The sequence below is a fragment of the Streptomyces albireticuli genome, from assembly GCF_021228125.1.
GTDB classification, from domain to species: Bacteria; Actinomycetota; Actinomycetes; order Streptomycetales; family Streptomycetaceae; genus Streptomyces; species Streptomyces albireticuli.
The window spans coordinates 16,159-36,963 of sequence record NZ_JAJQQS010000009.1 but is presented as its reverse complement, the minus strand read 5'-3'; the positions used below and the strand labels follow the sequence as shown (position 1 = coordinate 36,963).

Sequence of the window (20,805 nt, the reverse complement as noted above, 5' to 3'; positions counted from 1 at the left end):
CCTCCGTGGGCCGGCGCCCGGGGCGGGGCGCCCGCCCGCTACGGCAGCAGCTCCTCCGGGCACCCCGTGCCGCGCGGCAGCTTGTACTTCGCCGCGATCCGGTACGTACCCGCCTTCGGGGCGTGCAGCACCGTCCAGTTGTCCTCCGGCTCCCCCGCCCGGGTCTCCTGCACCCGCTTGGAGAGACAGCCGTTGACGTTGACGGGCGGCTCGCCGCCCGGCCCCGTCTTCGGCGGCTGGACGTCCTTGCCGGACTCGTCCAGCAGGCCCAGCCACGGCGAGTAGGGGATGCGGACGAGGACCGGGCCCGCCTTCCGCACCGTGATCGTCCATTCGTCGGCGTCCGCGCGCTCGACGGTGGCGGGCGGCTCGGCCAGCGGGGTCGGGGACTCCACCTCGTACACCCGCCAGTTCGCGTCGGACCAGATCTCGCGCAGGTACGGCTGGCCCTTGGCGACCATCCTGGCCTCGCCCCGCGCGGCGGGGTCGGGCTCGCCCATGGGCAGCACGACGTAGTGCACGGCCCAGCGGTCGAGCCAGGCGCGGTAGCTGGCCGGGGTGAGCATGCCCGGCTCGTAGAAGAGCGGGTTGCGCTCGCGGTCCGCCTGGCGGTTCCAGCCGCGCGCCAGGTTGAAGTACGGGGCGAGGGCGGACGCCTCGCGGTGGCTGCGGGCCGGGACGACCTCGACGCGGCCCCGGCCGGCGTCCACCCGCTGGAGGCGGTCGACGACGGGCGCCAGCTCGCGCGCCCAGGAGGCGGCCGGGGTGGCGTGCAGGATGTCGCCGATGGAGTTGGCGGCCTGCCAGGCGGTGATGGTGGTCAGGGCGAGGACCAGCGCGGTCCAGTCGCGTGCCGAGCGCAGCAGCTCGGCCCGGGGCGGAAGCTTCCGCTCCACCAGGACGGCGAGGAGCACGACCCCACCGATGATCATGCCGAGCCGGGAGATGTTGGTGCCGATCTGCGAGGGGATCAGCCAGACCAGCAGCACGCCGACGGTGTAGAGGGCGGACACGAAGCGGACCGTGCGCCACTCCTTGGGCACGAAGACCACTCCGAAGACGCCGCTGAGCAGCGGCAGGATCACGGAGCCGAAGAACATCGGCTGCGTGCCGGAGAAGGGGAACAGCCACGCCGACAGGGCCACGACCACGACGGGCGGCAGGCCCAGCGCGTAGGCCGCCGGGCGGCGCTTGGTCAGCCACAGGGCGGCCGCCACGATGCCCACGAACAGGCCGGCGACCGGGCTGGACGCCGTGGCGAGGGCCGCCGACAGGCCGGCCAGCCCGGCCCGGCCCCAGCGGTACTTCCCCTCGGAGCGCCAGCGCGTGGGCCAGGCGAAGATCACGGCCACGGCCGCCAGGCCGAACATCATGCCGAGCCCGAAGGTCACCCGGCCGGAGATCGCGTTGCAGGCCAGCGCGAAGGCGCCGTAGAGGGCGGGCCACAGCGGGCGCCGCACGGCGCGGCTGCGCACCAGCAGCAGGGCGATCAGCCCGGCCGACAGGGTGCCCGCGATCATCATGGTGGGGCGGACGCCGATCAGGGCCATCAGATACGGCGAGATCGCGCTGTACGAGACGGGGTGCATCCCGCCGTACCAGGAGAGGTTGTACGCCGACGTCGGGTGCTGGAGCGCGAACTCCGCCCAGGCGTCCTGGGCGGCGAGGTCACCGCCGCTGGTGGCGAAGATCAGCACCCAGAGCACGTGCAGCAGCGCGGCGACGCCGAGGGTGGTCAGGACGGGCCGGCGCGCGAGCGCGCGGCGGGCCCGCCGCAGACGCGCGCGCGTGCCCGTGCCGTCCGCGCCGCCCGGGCCGTCCGGCGGCTGCCGTCGTATCCCGGAGGGAGCGGTCCCGGAGGAGGCTCCCTCGCTCCGCCCGCCCGGCTCTTCCGTTCTGCCGGTCCGTGTCGGCCCCACCGTGGTCACTACCCGTTCTCCCCGTCTTCCCCCGAGGTCTTCCCCCATCGTGGGGCACGGCGCCCGGCCGTGCTCAAACCCTCGCGACGCTAGCACGCCGCCGGGGCCCGTCCGGAACGCCGAACGGCCCCCGGTCCGTACCGGTGGGTACGGGCCGGGGGCCGCCGTCGCGCACCGCCGTCCGGGGGCCTCACGGGCCCCCGGGCGGCCTCCGCGCGGCCGGTCCGGCCGCGCGGGGGCCGATCTAGCCCAGGCGGGTCAGCTTGGCGCCGAAGGAGGGCTCCACGAGGTCCTTCTTCAGGGCCACCGGCACCTTCATCGCGCCGGTGCCGCTGCCGACGGTCAGCTCGCCGACCTCGGTGCCGGCCTTGGCCTCGTGCGGCACGGCCTTGGCGCCCTTGCCGATCGTGAGCTTCGCCGTCATACCGGGCCAGCCCGCGCCGGTCAGGTCCTTCGTCGCGACGACCGGGGTCTTCCCGCCCAGGCCGTCCTCGACGTAGCCGACGACGTCACCCTTCTTCACGATCGTCGTCGAGGTCAGGCTGTCCTGCACGGCCTTGATCATCTTGTAGCTGACGGTCTTGACCATCTTCAGGCTGTTCTCGGCGTTCGGGTCCGGGCCGCCCTTGAAGTGCTGGTCCATGGTGGCGCCGAGGATCAGGTGCTCCTTGCCGCCGACCGTGCGCTTGGCCGCCCACATCAGGGCGCCGCCGGCCGGGGTGCTGGAGCCGGTCTTGATGCCGAGCACCCCGACCTTGAGCAGCAGCTCGTCGTTGTTGTTGTTCAGGTGCGGGCCGTTGGTGACGTCCGCGTTGGGCTTGGCGACGATCTCGCGGAAGACCTCGTCCTTCATGACCGCCTCGGCCAGCTTCAGCTGGTCGACGGCCGTGCTGACGGTGGTCTTGTCGAAGCCGCTGGGGTCCGTGTACGTCGTCTTCGACATGCCCAGCTCCTTGGCGGCGGCGTTCATCTTCGCGACGAACGCCTCCCGCGTCTGGGCGTCCCAGCGGGCGAGGAGCCGCGCGGCGTTGTTGCCGGACGGGATGAGCAGCATCTGGAGCATGTCGTACTCCGAGAACTTCTCGCCCTTCGTCAGCGGCACCCGCGACTCGTCCTGGGACTTCGACTCGTTCTCCGCCTCGGCGTCGACCTCGATCTCGGGACCCTTGTCACCCTTCTGGAGCGGGTGGTTCTTCAGGATCACGTACGCGGTCATGACCTTGGCGACGCTCGCCGTCGGTACGGGCTTCTCCTCGCCGTACGTACCGAGGCTGCCCACGCCCTGGACCATCGCGGCGGCCTGGCCCTCGCCGGGCCACGGCATGGCGAACTTCTCGCCGCCGAAGGTGAAGGTGGCCTTGGCGGAGGCGATCGAGAGCTTGGTGTCCGGCAGCGGCCGGAACGCCTGCACCGCGCAGAAGACGATCAGGAGCAGGACCACCAGCGGGGTCCAGATCTTGACCCGGCGCATCGCGTTGCGGGCGGGCGTCTCCGGCGGCGGCGGGGTGTTCGTCAGCTGCGCGAGCAGGTCGAGGGGCGCGGCGGGCTGCGCGGGCACCTCGGGCACGGCGGCGGCGCCGTCCTTGGCGGGAGCGCCCTTCGGCGGCTGCGCCTTCGTCGGGGCGGGGGGCGTGACCGAGACCGGTATGGCGGGCTTGGCGCCCTTGGCCGGCCCGGCCGCCTTCTTCGGCTTCGCGGGCGCGGCGTCGAGCGACTTCAGCGGTACGAACTGGCTCGTGCGCTCCGAGTCCGACTCCGCGGGGGTCTCGCCCTTGGTCTCGGGCCCGACCTCGGGGGCCTTGAGCAGCTCGGTCGGCTGATCGACCGAGGCGGCGGCCTTGCCGTTCTTCTTCGGCGGAAGGACGCCGAAGGCGGCGGTGGCGCGGTCGGCGCCGTCACCCTTGGCGGGGGCTTCCGCACTGCTGTCACCCTTGGGCCGGACGGCACGGAAGACGGCGGTCGCCTGGTCGGCGGGGGCGTCCTCGCCCTTGGCGGGGGCCTTCTCACCCTTCGCGGGGGCCTCGGAACCGCCGTCACCCGCGGACCGGGCGGAAGCGCGCTCACCCTTCGCGGGAGCCTCGGAACCGCCCTCACCCGCGGACCGGGCGGAAGCGCCCTCACCCTTCGCGGGGGCCTCCGAACCGCTGTCACCCTTGGGCCGGACGGCACCGAACACGGCGGTCGCCCGGTCGGCGGGGACGCCCTCACCCTTCGCGGGGGCCTTCTCACCCTTGGCGGGGGCATCGGCGCTCTTCGCGGGGGTCTCGCTGTCGCCCTTGGGCCGGACCGCGCCGAAGACGGCCGTCGCCCGGTCGGCGGGAGCGGCACCGTCCTTGCCGGACGCCTTGCCGCTGTCACCGGCCCCCGCGTCCTTGCCGGAGGCCTTCGCGGCCTCGGCCGGAGCGTCCGCGCCGCCCTCGGCCTTCGGCGGGACCGTGCGGAACACGGCGGTGGCCCGATCGGCGGGGGCACCACTGCCCTTGCCCGCCGCCTCGGCGCCCTTCGCGGACGTACGCGCGTCGCCGCCGGTCTCGGCCTTCGCGGGGACTTCCGGGTCACCGCCGGTCTCGGAACGGGTCGCCCGGTCGGCCGGAGCCTTCCGGCCGTCCCCGGCGGCGCCCTCGGCGGGCGACTTCGCGGGAGCGTCCGTGGCACGGGAAGCCGCGGCCGCGGCCGTGTCATCGCCGCCGTCGACGGCGGACGCGGCGGACCGCTCGGCCTCGCCGGAACGCGCGCCTCCGGCGCTGTCCGCACCGTCCTCGTCCTCGCCGACCACCCACGCGGCCACCGCGGCCTTCAGCCGGGCGTCGCCCGCCTTGGGCGCGCCGGAGGACTTGGCCTCGCCGGACGGCGACTTTGCATCCGCATCGGTATCCGCGGCCTTCGGCGCAGCCGAATCCGCACCGGATTTCCCGGAATCCCGGAAAACCCCGAGCCGGGGATCACGCTCGCCGACAGTCGTCTCCCCCGACGACTTCCGCTGCTCCGACTTGTCGGGGGACTCGCCCGCCACCGATGCCTCCTCGAATTCCCAACGTCATACGCCGCCGCGAGGCGCCCAGCACCCCGCCGCCCGAACCTTCACAACGCTTACCAGTGTCCTGTGTCGCCGCCACGCCACCGCGCAACCGCTCCGTCAATGGGGTTCGACTGGCCTCACCCTCGTGCAAGACGAGACGACATACCTACCGGTTCCCACCCGAAGCCACCACGCACTCTCGACAGACCAATGTGAGAGGGGTCACCCTGTCACTCATCCACGCGGGGAGGCATGGATGGGCAGGAGCCGCAGAACAATTCCGGAGGAGCTTCTGCTGCTCGCCTTGGACCCGGCCACGGGAACCACGGCGCAGCCGCAGTCGCTCGACCTCGGTCTCGCCGGAGCACAGCTAGTGGAGCTGGCTCTGGCTGGACGGATAGCCCCAGACGGGGATCGTATCGCCGTGGTGATGCCACGGCCGACAGGAGATCCGACACTGGACTCCGCACTGGAGCTGCTGCGTCGTCGTGGCAGTCCGGTGCGCGCGGTCCACTGGATCGGCGGGCCCCGGCTGGGGCTCCGTCAGACGTATCTCACGCACCTGGAGCGGTGCGGCATGGTGCATGCCGTGGCGGGCCAGATGTGCGGGGTGCTGCCGACAACTCGCTACCAGGCGACGGACACGGCCATCAGCCGGGAGATCAGGGCCCGGCTGGACAGCGCGATCCGCACCGGCGTCCCGCCGGACCCGCGGACCGCCGCCCTGGCCGCGCTCGCGCACGCGGTGGGTCTGGGCAAGCACCTCTACCCGGGGAACGAGGGGCGGTCCTCCCGCTCCAGGCTCCGGGATCTGATCAGGCACGACCCGATGGGCGGACTGGTGGCCCACGCGGTGATGGACGTACAGAACGGCGTCGCCGCCCAGCCGCGGCGGGCACCGGCCACCGCGGCCGGTAACGGCGCCGGACCCGGACGCCGTACGGCGTCCGTGCGGGCGTCGGTGGGATCCGCCGAGCAGCCCGTGGCACACGGGGCGGCGCTGATGGCCCGTGCCGGAGCCTCATAGCCGGTTTCCCGGCCGGTCCCCCAGCCGGTCCCGACCGGTGGAGGCCGACCGCCGCGCACCCGTACTGCCGGCGGTTCTCCGCACCACGCACACGGCGCCCCGCACCACCCGTACACGGACACAGCACACGCACAGCTCCAGCAGACCGCACCGCAGTCCCCCGGCCGGATCGGGAGCCGCGACATCGCGCGGGGTGGTGGGCCGGGCCGCCCGGGACGGCGGCGGGGCCCGCCGCCCCGCGCACGCGTTCCCGGCCCACCCGGCCGGCCCCCGGATCACCGCACGTCAGCGCTCACCACGAGCGCACTCTGTGTCGGCATTTCCCAGCGCCGCCCCGGCCAGTGGTGGCAGGCTGCGAGGTCAGGAGACAGCAGCATGACGGAGCCGGAGGTGCGTCCCGTGGCGTCCAGTGTCAATCCCACCGTTAGGCGACGCCGATTGGGGCAGGAGCTGCGCAAGCTCCGCGAACTCAAAGGCATGACGGCCGAGGAGGTGGCGGAGCGGCTACTGGTCTCGCAATCGAAGATCAGCCGGTTGGAGAACGGGCGTCGCAGCATCAGTCAGCGTGACGTCCGCGACCTGTGCGGCGTGTACGGCGTCGAGGACCACCGCATCGTCGATTCGCTGATGCAGATGGCCAAGGAGTCGCGCCAGCAGGGCTGGTGGCACGCCTTCGGCGACATCCCCTACAGCGTCTACATCGGCCTGGAGACCGACGCCGCGTCGCTGCGCGTATACGAGGCGTCGCTCGTCCCGGGTCTCCTCCAGACCCCCAATTACGCGAGCGCCGTGACGGAGGGCTCCTGGCCGGAGGCGACGGCCGCGGACATCGAGCGCCGCGTCCAGGTGCGGATGCGCCGGCAGGAACGCATCACCGACCCGGAGAACCCGCTCCGGCTGTGGGCGGTCATCGACGAATCGGCGCTGCGCAGGATCGTCGGAAACCGGGCCATCATGCGCGAACAGATGCGACAGCTGGTGCAGTTCAGCCTGGAACCGCACATCACGGTGCAGGTGCTGCCTTATGACGTGGGCGCGCATCCGGGCATGTACGGAAAGTTCTCCATCCTCGAGTTCACCGACCCGCAGGACGCCAGCACCGTCTATCTGGAGGGAATCACCAGCGACCTTTACCTGGAGAAGCCGAATGACGTCCAGACCTACAGCGTGATGTATGAACATTTGCGGATGCAGGCATTGAACGCGGACCACTCACGACAGTTCATCGACAGGGTCGCCGAGGAGTGGGCGAGCTGAAGCGGCCGCACCGTACACCGACTTCCACCGTCGGGGGAAGAGACTCCTGGTATATGCCATCCGGTCGAGTGAACGGGCCATTCATCAGGTGATGTTGGCGCGTAACGTCGGTCGCACCGCGGGAAAACCGGTGCTTCGACCGGCGGTTCCGACGGAGCAATACTCACACGGCACTCACCAAGGCATGGGAGCAATCATGGCGATCCAGCAGGGAAAGACCACGTGGCGGAAGTCCTCGTACTCGCTGGCCAACGGCGACTGCGTGGAGGTCGCCTCCCCCCTCCCGCAGTCCATTGCGGTCCGTGACTCCAAGGACCCGCAGGGCCCCGTCCTCGGCTTCACCCCCGATGCCTGGGCCTCGTTCGTGACGACCGTTACCGATGGCGCTTACGACCTCTGACAGATCCGGCCGATAGAAGCCTTCCTGATCCATAAGCAGTTCCGCGCAGAGCCCTCTCGCCTGGTACGCCGTCCCGGACGAGAGGGCTCGGCCGTGTCCGGGCCCGTTGTGCTATCGCAACCACTCCGTGTCCAGGGCGCCGGGATAGCGGTCCGTCCAGGTCCCGGAGGACACCCCGGGGCCGTGCAGGGCGGCGCCCTGTGTCAGCTCCATCGCGAAGTCGTCGGCGAGTTCCAGGATCGTCGCCCGGCCCTCCAGTCCGGCCGTCCAGAGCGGCGGCAGCGCCGTCTCCCCGTGCAGTGCGCCGAGGAGGTTGCCGCAGAGGGATCCCGTGGAGTCGGAGTCGCCGCCGTGGTTGACCGCGAGCAGCAGGCCGTGGGCCATGTCCTCGGCGACGAGCGCGCAGTAGACGCCCATGGCGAGGGCTTCCTCCGCCACCCAGCCCTGGCCGAGCGACTCCAGCCGTTCCGCCGTCGGCGGCCCCTGGCGGACGGCGGTCAGCGCCCCTTGGAGCGCCTCGGTCGTCTCCTCGTGGCCCGGCCACCCGGCGAGCAGGGCGAGCGCCCGGTGGACGCCCGTCTCAAGGGTCTCGCCCCGCGCGGCGGCGTGCACGACGACCGCGAAGGCACCGGCCGCGAGATAGCCGGAGGGGTGCCCGTGGGTCTGCACGGCGCACTCGGCGGCCAGCTGGAGGACGTAACCCGGCTCCAGACCGGCGAGCAGCCCGAAGGGGGCCGAGCGCATGACCGCGCCGCACCCCTTGGACCCGGGGTTCCTGGGCGCTTCCAGGGTGCCCATCCGGTCGTCGGCGAGCCCGGAAAGACAGGCGTTGCCGGGCGCGCGCTGCGCGTACAGCCACTCCTGGCGGGCGAGCCAGCCGGTCTCCGGGTGGTGTTCGACCGGTCCCCGGGCGCGCTGGGTGAAGGCCCAGCGCAGATGCGCCCGGTGGACGTCGGCCGCCGGGTGCCAGGCGCCGGAGTCGCGCCGCACATGGGCGCGGATCAGGCCGTCGACGGTGAACAGCGTCATCTGCGTGTCGTCGGTGACCGCGCCGCGCCGCCCGTACGCGCTGACGTAGTCCCGTACGCCGTCCGGCCCGTGCGCGGCGCGGATCTCGGCGAGGGACTGGAACTCGATGCCCGCGCCCAGCGCGTCACCGATCGCCCCGCCCAGCAGACAGCCCCGCACCCGGGTGCGGAAGTCCTGCTGCCGGGCTCGGCTCCACAGCGCGGTGCTCGCGCCGGCGGTGGTGGTCACTTCACGGCCTCCTGCGTCGACGTCCGGTCCGGGTACCGGACCGCCGGAGCACTGTAAGCGACCGCGCCGGCGCCGGGCTCAGCCCTTGACCGGCCGCACCGTACCCATGATCTTGTCGATCTGCGCCTCGGACAGGGCGTTGGGCACACCCTGGTCGGCGTAGATCACCCAGCTGTGGAAGCTGCCGTCCGGGAGCTTCTCGACGATGCTCTTCACGATCGCCGTGGCGGGGACGCACTGGCTGGGCCGGTTGGCGACGGTGACCTTGGCGGTGGCCGTCCAGCCGTCGATGCCGTTCACCTTCCACGGCTTGGCCGGGGTCACGTCGATCTTGGGCTTGTTGCCCTTGCCGCCGTAGGCGTAGAAGCCCCAGTTCCCGGCCCAGTTGCGGGCGTTCTCCTGGATGCTCAGGGAGGTGTCGCCGCCCATCGTGCCGACGTTGGCCAGCTGACCCTTGCCCGCCTCGCCGATCGCGTTGGGGTTGGCACCGGACGTGCAGCCGCCCTCGCGGAAGCTGGCGGTGTCGCGCATGGTGATCTGCGGCTTACCGGCCTCGTCCGTGTAGGCGATCATCGTGTCCTGCGGGAAGAGCTTCCACTGCTCGCCCTTGGCCGGCACGTCGTAGCGGAACTTGTATTCCCGGCTGGTCTGCGTCTGCCAGCCGGTGACCATCGGCTGGTCTCCGGTGGGCGGTGCGCTGCCGCCGGCGTCGGGCGCGGGCTTGTCGCCCTGGCCCTTGTCCTGGCCCTGAGCCGCGGCCGACTCCTTCGACGGGGCCGGGTCCCCCTTGCCGTCGCCTCCCTTGAGCAGGAAGAAGGCACCGCCGCCGATGACGGCCAGCGCCACGACGCCGCCCACGACGGCGAGGAGCGTGCGGTTGCCCCGCCCCGAGGGCTGCGGCGGCTGGGGCATCTGGGGCTGCTGCGGGAAGTGCGGCTGCTGCGGGGGCGGCGGCTGCTGACCCTGCCACGCCTGACCGTACGGCTGCGGCGGCGCGGGCGGGCGCGCACCGGGCGGGCCGGGGGCCGGCGGCGGGGGCGGCGGCCCCTGCGGCGAGACGGCCGGCTGCGCGAACACGGTGGGCTGCGCGTGCACACCACCGGGCGGCGGGGCCACCGCCGGCTGATCGACGGCGGTGGCCTCGGGGACGCCCTGCGGGGTGCCGTGGGGCTGCTGGGGCTGGTGAGGCTGTGGGGGGGTTCTGAGGCCAAGACATGCGCGCCACGATAGGCGACGGACTGTGGACGTCCGGTCGCCTGTTCTCGACAGAACGGCAACATCGCGGTGCCACCCCTTCCCGAACGGGGCTCCGCCCCGGACCCCGGTCCTCAATCGCCGGACGGGCTGAAATCAGCCCGGCCGGCGATTGAGGCCACCGCGCGAAGCGCGGAAAAGGGGGCCCGGGGGCTTGCCCCCGGTTCGGGAAGGGGCGGGTAGGGGAAAAATCCCCCCGTCAATCCCCCAGCACCGGCAGCAACTCCGGCAGATGCCCGTCCGACGCCGCCGCCGCCGCGACCCGCTCCGCCGACACCGCCCCGTACGTCGTCGTCCGCGCCCGCGCCGGCCGCCCCGCCGCCTCCGCGATCGCCACCAGGTCCTGGATCGAGCGGTACGAGCCGTAGGAGGAGCCCGCCATCCGGGAGATGGTCTCCTCCATCAGCGTCCCGCCCAGATCGTTCGCGCCGGAGCGCAGCATCTCCGCCGCCCCCTCCGTGCCCAGCTTCACCCAGCTCGTCTGGATGTTGGTGATGTGCGGGTGGAGCAGCACCCGCGCCATGGCCGTGACCGCCCGGTTGTCCCGCATGGTCGGGCCGGGGCGGGAGATGCCGGCGAGGTAGACGGGTGCGTTGGTGTGGATGAAGGGGAGGGTGACGAACTCCGTGAAGCCGCCCGTCTCCTTCTGGATCTCCGTCAGCTTCCGGAAGTGGCCCAGCCAGTGCCGGGGCTGGTCGACGTGCCCGTACATCATCGTCGAGGACGAGCGGAGCCCCACCTCGTGCGCCGTCTTGACCACCTCGACCCAGGTGGCGGTCGGCAGCTTGCCCTTGGTCAGGACCCAGCGGACCTCGTCGTCGAGGATCTCGGCCGCGGTGCCCGGGATGGAGTCCAGCCCGGCCTCCTTGGCGGCGACGAGCCACTCGCGGATCGACATGCCGGTGCGCGTGGCGCCGTTGACGACCTCCATGGGCGAGAAGGCGTGCACGTGCATGCCCGGGACGCGCTCCTTGACCGCCCGCGCGATGTCGAAGTACGCCGTGCCCGGCAGGTCGGGGTGGATGCCGCCCTGCATGCACACCTCGACGGCGCCGACCTCCCACGCCTGCTGGGCGCGGTCGGCGACCTGCTCCAGGGAGAGGGTGAACGCGTCGGCGTCGGTGCGGCGCTGGGCGAAGGCGCAGAAGCGGCAGCCGGTGTAGCAGACGTTGGTGAAGTTGATGTTGCGCGTGACGATGTAGGTGACGTCGTCGCCGACGGTGGCCCGGCGCAGGTCGTCGGCGATGCCGCAGAGGGCGTCCAGGGCGGGCCCGTCGGCGTGCAGCAGGGCCAGCGCCTCGGCGTCGGTGAGACGGGTGGGGTCGTCGGCGGCCTGCTTCAGCGCCTGGCGCACGTCCCCGTCGATGCGCTCGGGCGCCATGCCGGGCGCCGCGGCCTCGCGCAGGGCCTCCCAGTCGCCGTAGACCTCGTCGAAGTCGTCCCGGCGGTCGGAGGTGCGGCCCTCGGTGTCGATGGTGCGGTTGAGCTCGGTGCGCCCGGTGGCGACGAAGACGTCCTCGGGCTCCTGCCAGGGGTGCCCCTCCACGACGGCGTCCTCGCGCGCCAGGCCCGTCTCCGGGTCGGCCAGGGCGCGGACGTGCGGCAGCAGGCGCGGGTCCAGCCAGGGCTCGCCGCGCTGGATGAACTCGGGGTAGACGGCCAGGCGTTCCCGCAGCCGGAAGCCCGCGGCGGCGGAGCGCTCGGCGAGCTCGTCGATCTGGGGCCAGGGGCGCTCGGGGTTGACGTGGTCGGGGGTGACCGGCGAGACGCCGCCCCAGTCGTCGATGCCCGCGCCGATGAGCCGCTCGTACTCGCCGGCCACCAGGTTGGGCGGCGCCTGGAGGCAGGCGGAGGGGCCCATGATGTGCCGGGCGACGGCGACGGTGGCGACCAGTTCGTCCAGCTCCGCGTCGGGCATGCCGCGCATCGCCGTGTCCGGCTTGGCGCGGAAGTTCTGCAGGATGAGCTCCTGGACGCCGTGGTAGGCGCGGGAGACGCGGCGCAGCGCGAACAGCGAGTCGGCGCGCTCCTCGTACGTCTCGCCGATCCCGATCAGGAGACCGCTGGTGAAGGGCACGGAGCTGCGGCCCGCGTCCTCCAGGACGCGCAGCCGCACGGCGGGCTCCTTGTCCGGGGAGCCGTAGTGCGGGCCGCCGGGCTCGCTCCACAGGCGGGTCGCGGTGGTCTCCAGCATCATGCCCATCGACGGGGCGACGGGCTTGAGCCGCTGGAAGTCCGTCCAGGACATGACGCCGGGGTTGAGGTGCGGGAGGAGGCCGGTCTCCTCCAGGATGCGGATCGCCATGGCGCGGACGTACGCGATGGTGTCGTCGTACCCCTCGGCCTCCAGCCACTCGCGCGCCTCGGGCCAGCGGTCCTCGGGCTTGTCCCCGAGGGTGATCAGCGCTTCCTTGCAGCCCAGTTCGGCGCCGCGGCGGGCGATGTCCAGGACCTCGTCGGGCGACATGAACATCCCGTGGCCGGCGCGGCGCAGCTTGCCGGGCACGGTGGCGAAGGTGCAGTAGTGGCACTTGTCGCGGCAGAGGCGGGTGAGAGGGATGAAGACGCTCTTCGAGTAGGTGATGACGCCCGGCCGGCCGGCCGCCTCCAGGCCCGCGTCGCGCACCCGGGCGGCGGAGGCACAGAGGTCGTCGAGGTCCGCGCCGCGCGCCTGGAGCAGCACGGCGGCCTCGGTGACGTCGAGGGCCACACCGTCACGGGCGCGCTTGAGCGCGCGCCGCATGGAGTTCGCGGTCGGTGCTGCCTGCTCGGATCCCTGCGCGCTCGAAGTCATTGTCCGAGCATACGAGCGCACCCGGCCGCCGCCCGAGGGTCCACCCGGACCTTTTGTGTGCCTCTCATCACGTCAGACGGAGGGCGCCTCCGAAACGGTGGGGGGAGCGGTGGTCATGGCCTGGACCTGCGAAGACGGCCGCCCGAGCGGAGGGATGTCTTTCGGCCAAAGAGCTTCCCGGGCGGCAGGCGGGCCGACCCGGGCGGCGGGCCTCGCGGCAAGCGGGCCGACGCGGGCGGCCGACCTCGCGACAAGCGGGCCGACGCGGGCGGCCGGCCTCCAGGGCCGGGCCGTCCGTCCGCCGCGCCGGGGGCCGCGCCGGGGGCCACAGGAGCGCGAAAGGGCCGCCGACGCTCCCGGACCTGCGTATTCCGCTACCGGCCCGCGCAGTTCGGCGGAGGAACCCCAGGGCTCCGTCCACCCTCCTCCGGCCGTCCGGCCATGGTTCAATGCCCTGCGTGATCACACGCATATCCGGAAGATTCGCGTAGCCATGGTGGATCCCCTGGCCCCTTCGGACCCTCGGCACATCGGCCCGTACCGGCTCGAAGGGCGGCTCGGCGCGGGCGGCATGGGGCAGGTCTTCCTCGGGACCTCGCCGGGAGGGCGCAAGGTCGCGCTGAAGGTCATCCGGCCGGAATTCGCGGACGCCGCGCGGTTCCGCGCACGGTTCGCCCGCGAGGTCGAGGCGGCACGGCAGGTGGGCGGATTCCACACCGCCCAGATCGTCGACGCCGACCCCGGGGCCGCGTCGCCCTGGCTGGCCGCCGAGTACATCCCCGGCCCCACCCTCCAGCAGGCCGTCACCGCGCACGGCCCGCTCGCCCCCGATGCCGTGCTCCGTCTGGGCGCGGGAATCGCCGAGGGCCTGGCCGCCGTGCACGATCGCGGCCTCGTGCACCGGGACTTGAAGCCGGGCAACGTCATCCTCGCCGCCGACGGCCCGCGCATCATCGACTTCGGGATCGCGCACGTCCCCGACGCCGGACCGATGACGCACACGGGCACCGTCATCGGCACCTACGCCTACATGTCGCCGGAACAGATCCGCGACCCCGCCCGGGTGACCCCCGCCGCCGATGTCTTCTCCCTGGGCTCGGTGCTCGCGTTCGCCGCCACCGGCCGGGGCCCGTTCGACGCGTCGACCGTTCCGGCGATCATCCACCGGGTCATGAGCGAGGCACCCGTGCTCACCGGCATCGCCGAGGGCGGCCCGCTGGACGTCCTGGTCCGCCACTGCCTCAGCAAGGCCCCTGCCGGGCGCCCGCCGACCGCCGAGGTCCTGCGCCGGCTGGCCGTCACGGCCCCCGCGGCTCCTCCCGTACCGGCCATGCCCCCGGCGGCACCGGCGTTCCCGGCCGCGTCCCCGGTCCCGGCCATGCCCTCGTCCGCGCCTCCGTTCCCGGCCACGCCCCCGGCGGCACCCCCGTTCACGGGCACACCGCCCGTCGCCGGGCAGCCGTTCCCGGCCGCGCCTGCCGCCGCCGGACGTCCGGTCCGGCGCCGCTCCGTGCTGTTCGGCGGGCTCGCCGCGGCGACGGCCGCGGTCGCCGTGCCCACCGCCTTCGCGCTGTGGCCGGAGGACGAACCGACCGCCGAGCCGAAGGACGCCCCGAAGGACAAGCCGAAGGCGGGCAAGAGCCCCGACCGCGACGTCACCCGCCCCGTCGGCGAACTCAAGGGCCACGAAGGGGACATCGACGGCCTGACGATCAGCCGGGACGGCAGGTTCCTCGCCACAGGCTGCTACGACAAGACCGTGAAGCTCTGGGACCTCGCCGCGGTCCGCGAGAAGGCCACCTGTGAAGGCCACGCCGAGCCCGTCATGTCGGTGGCCTTCGGCGCGGACGGCGCCACCCTGTACTCCGGCGCCTTCAAGGAGCTGCTCGCCTGGGACGCGAACAGCGGGGCCGCGAAGAGGAAACTCGCGACGTACCAGGGCGAGTTCGACTACGTCAGCTGCCTGGCCATGAGCCCCGACGGCAAGACCCTCGCCGTGGGCGTCGGCAGCCGGATCGAGCTGATGGACCCGGACACGGGCCGGGTCCGCGAAACCCTCGAAGGGCACACGGGGAGCATGCGCGCGGTCGCCTTCGGCCCGGACGGCAAGACCCTCGCCAGTGTCGCGGCGGACCTCGGCAAGAGCGGCATCCGGCTGTGGAACACCGCGGACGGCCGCCCGCTGGACACCCTGCGCGACGGCGGGGAGAAGAACTACTCCGGGGTGGCGTTCAGCCCCGACGGCAGGACGCTCATCGCGAACGGCCCCGGCATCCAGCTGTGGGACGTGGCCTCCGGAAAACTCACCAGGAAGCTCACCGACCGGCACGAGTACCTGGGCAGCGCGGCATACCGGCCCGCCGGCGCCGGGACCGCGGGGAAGGCGGTCGTCGTGGGCGGCGGCGGCTACGTCGAGGTCACGAAGACCGACACCGTCGGCCGCACGGTCAGCCTCTGGGACGCGGACAGCGGGAAGCTCACCGCCACCTTGGTCGTGGGCGACCCGAAGACCCCGCTGCGGGCCTCCGTCGACCACCTCGCCTTCACCCCGGACGGCAGGACCCTGGCGGGCGTGTGCAGCCCGGCGGCCAACGAGAACGGGGCCAAGCCGTCGGTCCAGCTGTGGAAGCTGCCGTAAGCGGCGGTCACGGCGGTCACGGCGGCCCGCTCGGGCCACCTGCCTCACCACCCCGCCCGCTCTGAACCCTTACCCCCTCTGATCTCTTACCTCTCTGATCTCTTGCCCCTCTGATCCCCTTCGCACCGGACGGAGCCCATGGACGCGCTCGGACCCGACGACCCGCAGTGGGTCGGCCCCTACCGCCTGGACGGACGGCTCGGCGAGGGCGGAATGGGATCGGTCTTTCTCGGTACGTCGCCGGGCGGCCGGAAGGTCGCGGTCAAGCTGATCAAGCGGGAGCTCGCGGCGACCCCGCAGTTCCGGCAGCGGTTCGCGCGCGAGGTGGACGCGGCGCGGCGGGTCGGCGGCTTCCACACCGCCCAGGTGGTCGACGCCGACCCCGGGGCCGAGTGCCCGTGGCTCGTGACGGCGTTCATCCCGGGCCCGACGCTCCACGACGTCGTCGCCGACGACGGACCGCTGGACGCCGCCGCCGTGCTGCGGCTCGGCGCGGGCCTCGCGGAAGGGCTCGCAGCGATCCACAAGTGCGGCCTCGTGCACCGGGACCTGAAGCCCGGCAACGTCATCCTCGCCGCCGACGGCCCGCGCATCATCGACTTCGGCATCGCCCGCGCCGTGGACGCCAGCTCGCTCACCGCGACGGGCACGATCATCGGCACCTACTCGTACATGTCACCGGAGCAGATCCGCGCCGACCGGGCGGGGGCGGCGAGCGATGTGTTCTCGCTCGGCTCGGTGCTCGCGTTCGCCGCGACCGGGCGCGGGCCCTTCGACGCGCCCACGCTGATCGAGGTCGTCCAGCGCATCCTGGGCGAGCCGCCCGCGCTCGACGGCGTCGACGACGGCGCGCTGCGGGAACTGCTCCTCGCGTGCCTGGCCAAGGAGCCCGGGGCGCGGCCGGCCGTCGACGGGCTGGCCGCGCGGTTCGCGGCGGGTGCGGACGGGGACGGCGGCGGGGGCGGGAGCGCGGTCGTGGGGTCCGGGCCGGTGGGGCCTGGGCCGGCGAGGTCCGGGCCGGTGGGATCCGAGCCGGTGGGGGCCGCGGCAGCGCCCGGCCCGGCGGGACCTGGACCGGCAGCGCCCGGCCCAGCGGGACCCCGCCCTGTGGATCCTCGTGTACCCATGACCGCCGCGGGTACCCCCGCGGCTGCCCCCGCCGCTGCCGCTGCCGCCGCCGCTGCCGCGCCCCCGCTGATGACCCACCCACCGACCGTCGCCGCACGCCCCGGCCCCCCGCCGACGCCACCGGGGTCCGGGCCGGGGAGCACCACCGCCGACGCGGGCGACAGCCCTCGGACGGGCGGGCTGTCGCGGCGCACGCTCCTGTTCGCCGGGCTCGGGACGGCGGCCGCCGCCACGGCGGTCGGGCTGCCGCTCCTGCTGCGTGGCGGCAAGGCGGACGGCTCCTCGGCCACCCGCACCAGGCCCGGTTCCCCGTCAGGCACTGCGAAACCGGAGAAGACCGAGAAGTACACCCGGCTCAAGGGCCTCCCAGCGGTGCGGGCGCTCGCCTTCGGCAAGGACGGCAAGCAGCTGTACGGCACCGGCCACAACACCATCTGGCGCTGGGACCCGAACACCGGGGAAGGCACCCCCGTCCGCATCGGCACCCCGGGGTACCTGCAGCCCGCGGTATTCAGCCGGGATCTCGGCCTCCTCGTCAGGGCCGAGGAGAACAAGGTCCGCGTCTGGGACACGGCCACCGGCAAGACCGTGCACACGTTCACGCTGCCCACCGAGCAGGGGCCGACCCAGAAGGGCTGGCCCACGGGTCTGGCCATCAGCGCGGGCGGCGACATGCTGGCCGCGAACACCTCGGACGGCCTGCACCTCTGGGAGCTGCCGTCCGGCAAGGAGAAGGGCACCTTCACCAACGCGTCCAGCGGCCCCGTGGCGATCAGCGGCGACAGCCGGACGCTGGTCGCCGGGCAGCCCCTCAAGACCCTGACCGCCGCGGGCGAGGACACCGCCACGGTCAAGGCCAGCGGCGGCGCCAGTGCCGTCGTCCTCAGCCCGGACGGAAGTCTCCTCGCGTTCGGGACGAGCGGCGGCCATGTGGCGGTGTGGAACGTCGAATCCCGCTCGGAGGTCGTCAGGTTCGAGGGCCTGGGCTCGCTCATGGCCCTCGCGTTCCACCCGGGGGGCCGCCTCCTGGTCGGCGGCGGCTCCGGTCCGACCGCCCGTGTGTGGGACACGCTCGCGGGAAAGGAGGTCGGCAGCCTCAAGTGCCCCAACTCGGTCGAGGCGATCGCCGTCAGCCCGGACGGGAGGTCCGTGGCGATCGGCCTGAGCATGGCGATCGACTACGACGCCAAGGACGCGGTCCTGCTCTGGCGGCTTCCCTGACGGGGAGAGCCCACCCGTCAGAGGAAGTCCGCGTGCGCGTCCAGCGCCCGCAGCACCTCCGCCTCGTCCGCCGACGGCAGCGCGACCACGACCTCCCGCAGCCCCAGCTCGGCGAAGTGCGCGAGCTTCCCGGCCGAGGGGTGCACGGCGTACGGCACGACCTCCGGCTCGCCCTGCCGCCCCGCGTCCTCCCACGCCCGGCGCAGTTGCGGCAGGGTCTCGCCCAGGCCGCTGCCACCGATGGGCAGCCAGCCGTCCGCGTACTCCGCGACGTGCGCGAAGAGCTTCGGCCCGGCAGTCCCGCCGATCAGGACGCGCGGCCCGTGGAGCGGCTCCGCGTCCTTGCGTTCGCGTGGCGCCCGCAGCGGTTTGGGGTGCGCCCAGCTGGCCCGTACGGACCCGAACTCGCCCTCGTAGGCCGTGGGTTCCGGTGCCCACAGGGCGCGCATCAAGGCCATCCGGTCCCGTACCAGCGCCCGCCGCGTCGCCCACTCCACGCCGTGGTCGGCGCCCTCCTCCACGTTCCAGCCGAAGCCGATGCCCAGGGTGAAGCGGCCGCCGCTGACGAAGTCGAGCGAGGCGACCTGCTTGGCGAGCACGATCGGGTCGTGCTCGGCGACCAGCGCGATCCCGGTGCCCAGCGTGATCCGCTCGGTCACCGCGGCGGCCTGGCTCAGCGCGACGACGGGGTCGAGGGAGCGCCCGTACTCGCGCGGCAGCGGGTCGTCGCCGGACGGGGCGGGCGTGTCACGGCTGACCGGGATGTGGGTGTGCTCGGGCAGATAGAGGCCGTCGAAGCCGCGCTGCTCCAGCTCGCGGGCGAGCCGGACCGGGCTGATGGTCTCGTCCGTGAGGAAGATCGTGGTGGAGATCCGCATGCGGGGGCACCTCCGTCGTGGCGTGTCGTGTGGCTGGTGGGTGACATGACGTGGGGCGGGACAGGGTGTGACGGTGCGGGGCGGGGCGGAACAGGACGGGGCACGGGTGGCGTGGCATCACCGTATGCCCAACGGCGCGCCGTGGATCCCGAACGACGCCGAACGCCATGCGACTGTCGCAATCGGATCCCTGGTCCGGGTGTGACGGCCGGGTCCCGGCCCGGTGTCGCGCCCGGGTCCCGGCCGGGCGTCGCGCCCGGACCTCCGAAGGCTGCCCGGCCGGACGGTCGGACAGGTGACGGCGGACCGCAATCCACCCGTCCGCACCCGTTCCGCTGTGCGCCACCCGGGCGTACAACGGTGTCCCAGGCGCACTTCCGTCACCTCTCTCCCGCGCCTTCCCGCGCCTTCCCGCCCCTGTGCCGTTCCCGTCCTCCCGGAGGCCCCGGATGCACCGACGCGACCTGCTCAGACTGACGGCCGCCGCCGCGGGGGCGGCGAGCGCGCTTACGCTCGACACCGTGACGTTCGCCCACGCCGACGGGTCCGGCTCCGGCTCCGGCGCTGCCCCCGGGCCCGGCGGCAGCGGACCGGCCGAGGAGTCCCGTACGGTCACGGGCCGGCTGCCCGCCGGCGCCCCGGACTTCGTGTACCTCCCGGTGGACGTGCCGCGCGGCGTCCGGGAGATCTCCGTCTCGTACTCCTACGACAGACCGGCCGTGCCGCCCGGCACCCGGGGCAACGCCTGCGACATCGGCCTCTTCGACGAGCGGGGCACGGGACCGGGCGGGCCGGGGTTCCGGGGCTGGTCGGGCGGGGCGCGCACGGAGTTCACGGTCGGCGCGGAACGGGCCACGCCGGGCTATCTCGCCGGGCCGGTGCGCCCCGGCAGATGGCACGTCTGCCTGAGCCCGTACACGGTCGCGCCGCAGGGCCTGGCCTACGAGGTGACGGTCACCCTGCGCTACGGGGCGGCGGGCGCGGCCCCCGTACCGGTGTACCCGCCGCGGCGCGCGAAGGGGCGCGGGCGCGCCTGGTACCGGGGCGACAACCACCTGCACACCGTGTACTCCGACGGCAAGCGCACCCCGGCCGAGGTCGCGGCCGCCGCGCGGGCCGCCGGCCTGGACTGGATCACGACGACGGAGCACAACACGACGTCGTCGCACGGCGCCTGGCAGGGCCTGTGGGGCGACGACCTCCTGATCCTCACGGGCGAGGAGGTCACCACCCGCAACGGCCACGTCCTGGCGCTGGGCACCGACCCCGGCACGTTCGTCGACTGGCGCTACCGGGCCCGCGACAACGCGTTCGGCCGCTACGCCCGGGCGATCCGCCGCGCGGGCGGCCTGGTCGTACCGGCGCATCCGCACGCGACCTGCGTCGGCTGCAACTGGAAGTTCGGCTTCGGCGACGCGGACGCGGTGGAGGTCTGGAACGGCCCGTTCACGCCGGACGACGAGGTGACGCTCGCGGAGTGGGACAACACGCTGGTCGCGGCGGCCCGGGGCGGCGGCCGCTGGCTGCCCGCCATGGGCAACAGCGACGCCCACCGCGAGCCCGAGCGGGTGGGCCACCCGCAGACCGTGGTCCTGGCGGACGGGCTGTCCCGGGAGGCGCTGCTGGCCGGCATCCGGGCCGGGCACAGCTGGATCGCCGAGTCGTCGGCCGTCCGGCTGTCCTTCACGGCGACGGGCGGCCGGGGCGCCCACGCGGGCATCGGCGAACGGCTGCGCGTGGACGACGACACGGCCGTGACGGTACGGCTGGACGTGTCGGGCGTGCCGGGCGACTGCACGGCGGCGTTCGTCACCGACCAGGGCACGCTGCTGAGCACGCCGGTCCCGGCGGACGGCCGGGTGGAGTGGCGCACCACACCGTCGCACGCGGCCTATGTACGGGCGGAGGTGCGGCATCCGGCGGCGGACGGCGGAACTCCGGGGGTACCGGGTCCGATGGCGGCCCTGACGAATCCGATCTTTCTGGGGCGAGAATGAGCGGGTGACGGCGGCG

General features: G+C 73.5%; 12 protein-coding genes. 6 read left to right on the top strand and 6 right to left on the bottom strand.

The features are described 5' to 3' along the window. Positions 1 to 38: 38 nt before the first annotated feature. Together LUZ64_RS17880 and LUZ64_RS37530 are read right to left on the bottom strand one after the other, a co-directional pair. Positions 39 to 1,928 carry a DUF8823 domain-containing protein gene (locus tag LUZ64_RS17880; RefSeq protein WP_095581535.1) on the bottom strand — a complete coding sequence of 630 codons (1,890 nt, stop codon included), beginning with the start codon at positions 1,926 to 1,928 and terminating at the stop codon, positions 39 to 41. Between the two features lie 235 nt (positions 1,929 to 2,163). Then, positions 2,164 to 4,932: a D-alanyl-D-alanine carboxypeptidase gene (locus LUZ64_RS37530; RefSeq protein ID WP_095581536.1), complete on the bottom strand. Its 2,769-nt coding sequence runs from the start codon at positions 4,930 to 4,932 to the stop codon at positions 2,164 to 2,166. A gap of 262 nt (positions 4,933 to 5,194) precedes the next feature. On the opposite strand from LUZ64_RS37530, the gene LUZ64_RS17870 reads away from it, so the two are divergent. The 3 genes from LUZ64_RS17870 to LUZ64_RS17860 all read left to right on the top strand — a co-directional run bounded on the left by LUZ64_RS17870 (position 5,195) and on the right by LUZ64_RS17860 (position 7,622). Next, positions 5,195 to 5,965: a GOLPH3/VPS74 family protein gene (locus LUZ64_RS17870; protein WP_095581537.1), complete on the top strand. Its 771-nt coding sequence runs from the start codon at positions 5,195 to 5,197 to the stop codon at positions 5,963 to 5,965. Between the two features lie 399 nt (positions 5,966 to 6,364). Continuing rightward, the gene (locus LUZ64_RS17865; RefSeq protein WP_087930610.1) at positions 6,365 to 7,222 is read left to right on the top strand and encodes a helix-turn-helix domain-containing protein; all 858 of its coding nucleotides are present in this window, start codon (positions 6,365 to 6,367) and stop codon (positions 7,220 to 7,222) included. A gap of 196 nt (positions 7,223 to 7,418) precedes the next feature. Then, positions 7,419 to 7,622, top strand: a complete 204-nt coding sequence (locus LUZ64_RS17860) for a DUF397 domain-containing protein (RefSeq protein ID WP_087930609.1) — start codon at positions 7,419 to 7,421, stop codon at positions 7,620 to 7,622. A gap of 111 nt (positions 7,623 to 7,733) precedes the next feature. Here LUZ64_RS17860 and LUZ64_RS17855 read toward each other — a convergent pair whose 3' ends face one another. The 3 genes from LUZ64_RS17855 to LUZ64_RS17845 form a co-directional block, all read right to left on the bottom strand. Then, positions 7,734 to 8,879 carry an ADP-ribosylglycohydrolase family protein gene (locus LUZ64_RS17855; RefSeq protein ID WP_095581538.1) on the bottom strand — a complete coding sequence of 382 codons (1,146 nt, stop codon included), beginning with the start codon at positions 8,877 to 8,879 and terminating at the stop codon, positions 7,734 to 7,736. A gap of 78 nt (positions 8,880 to 8,957) precedes the next feature. Then, complete coding sequence (locus tag LUZ64_RS17850) at positions 8,958 to 9,995, bottom strand: DUF8017 domain-containing protein (protein ID WP_232390188.1); 1,038 nt, start codon at positions 9,993 to 9,995, stop codon at positions 8,958 to 8,960. A gap of 337 nt (positions 9,996 to 10,332) precedes the next feature. Beyond that, entirely contained in the window at positions 10,333 to 12,927 is a 2,595-nt protein-coding gene (locus LUZ64_RS17845; RefSeq protein WP_095578678.1) for a bifunctional FO biosynthesis protein CofGH, read from the bottom strand. A gap of 493 nt (positions 12,928 to 13,420) precedes the next feature. On the opposite strand from LUZ64_RS17845, the gene LUZ64_RS17840 reads away from it, so the two are divergent. Both LUZ64_RS17840 and LUZ64_RS17835 read left to right on the top strand, forming a co-directional pair. After that, entirely contained in the window at positions 13,421 to 15,565 is a 2,145-nt protein-coding gene (locus LUZ64_RS17840) for a WD40 repeat domain-containing serine/threonine protein kinase (RefSeq protein ID WP_143593002.1), read from the top strand. A gap of 138 nt (positions 15,566 to 15,703) precedes the next feature. Then, positions 15,704 to 17,914 (top strand): WD40 repeat domain-containing serine/threonine protein kinase, encoded by a 2,211-nt coding sequence (locus tag LUZ64_RS17835; protein WP_232390189.1) that lies wholly within the window; start codon positions 15,704 to 15,706, stop codon positions 17,912 to 17,914. A 17-nt stretch (positions 17,915 to 17,931) separates the two neighbouring features. Here LUZ64_RS17835 and LUZ64_RS17830 read toward each other — a convergent pair whose 3' ends face one another. After that, entirely contained in the window at positions 17,932 to 18,792 is an 861-nt protein-coding gene (locus LUZ64_RS17830) for a TIGR03619 family F420-dependent LLM class oxidoreductase (protein WP_095583417.1), read from the bottom strand. Positions 18,793 to 19,241: 449 nt separating this feature from the next. Between LUZ64_RS17830 and LUZ64_RS17825 the strand changes: the two genes are divergently transcribed. After that, positions 19,242 to 20,789 carry a CehA/McbA family metallohydrolase gene (locus LUZ64_RS17825; protein ID WP_107426670.1) on the top strand — a complete coding sequence of 516 codons (1,548 nt, stop codon included), beginning with the start codon at positions 19,242 to 19,244 and terminating at the stop codon, positions 20,787 to 20,789. The last annotated feature ends 16 nt before the right edge of the window (positions 20,790 to 20,805 follow it).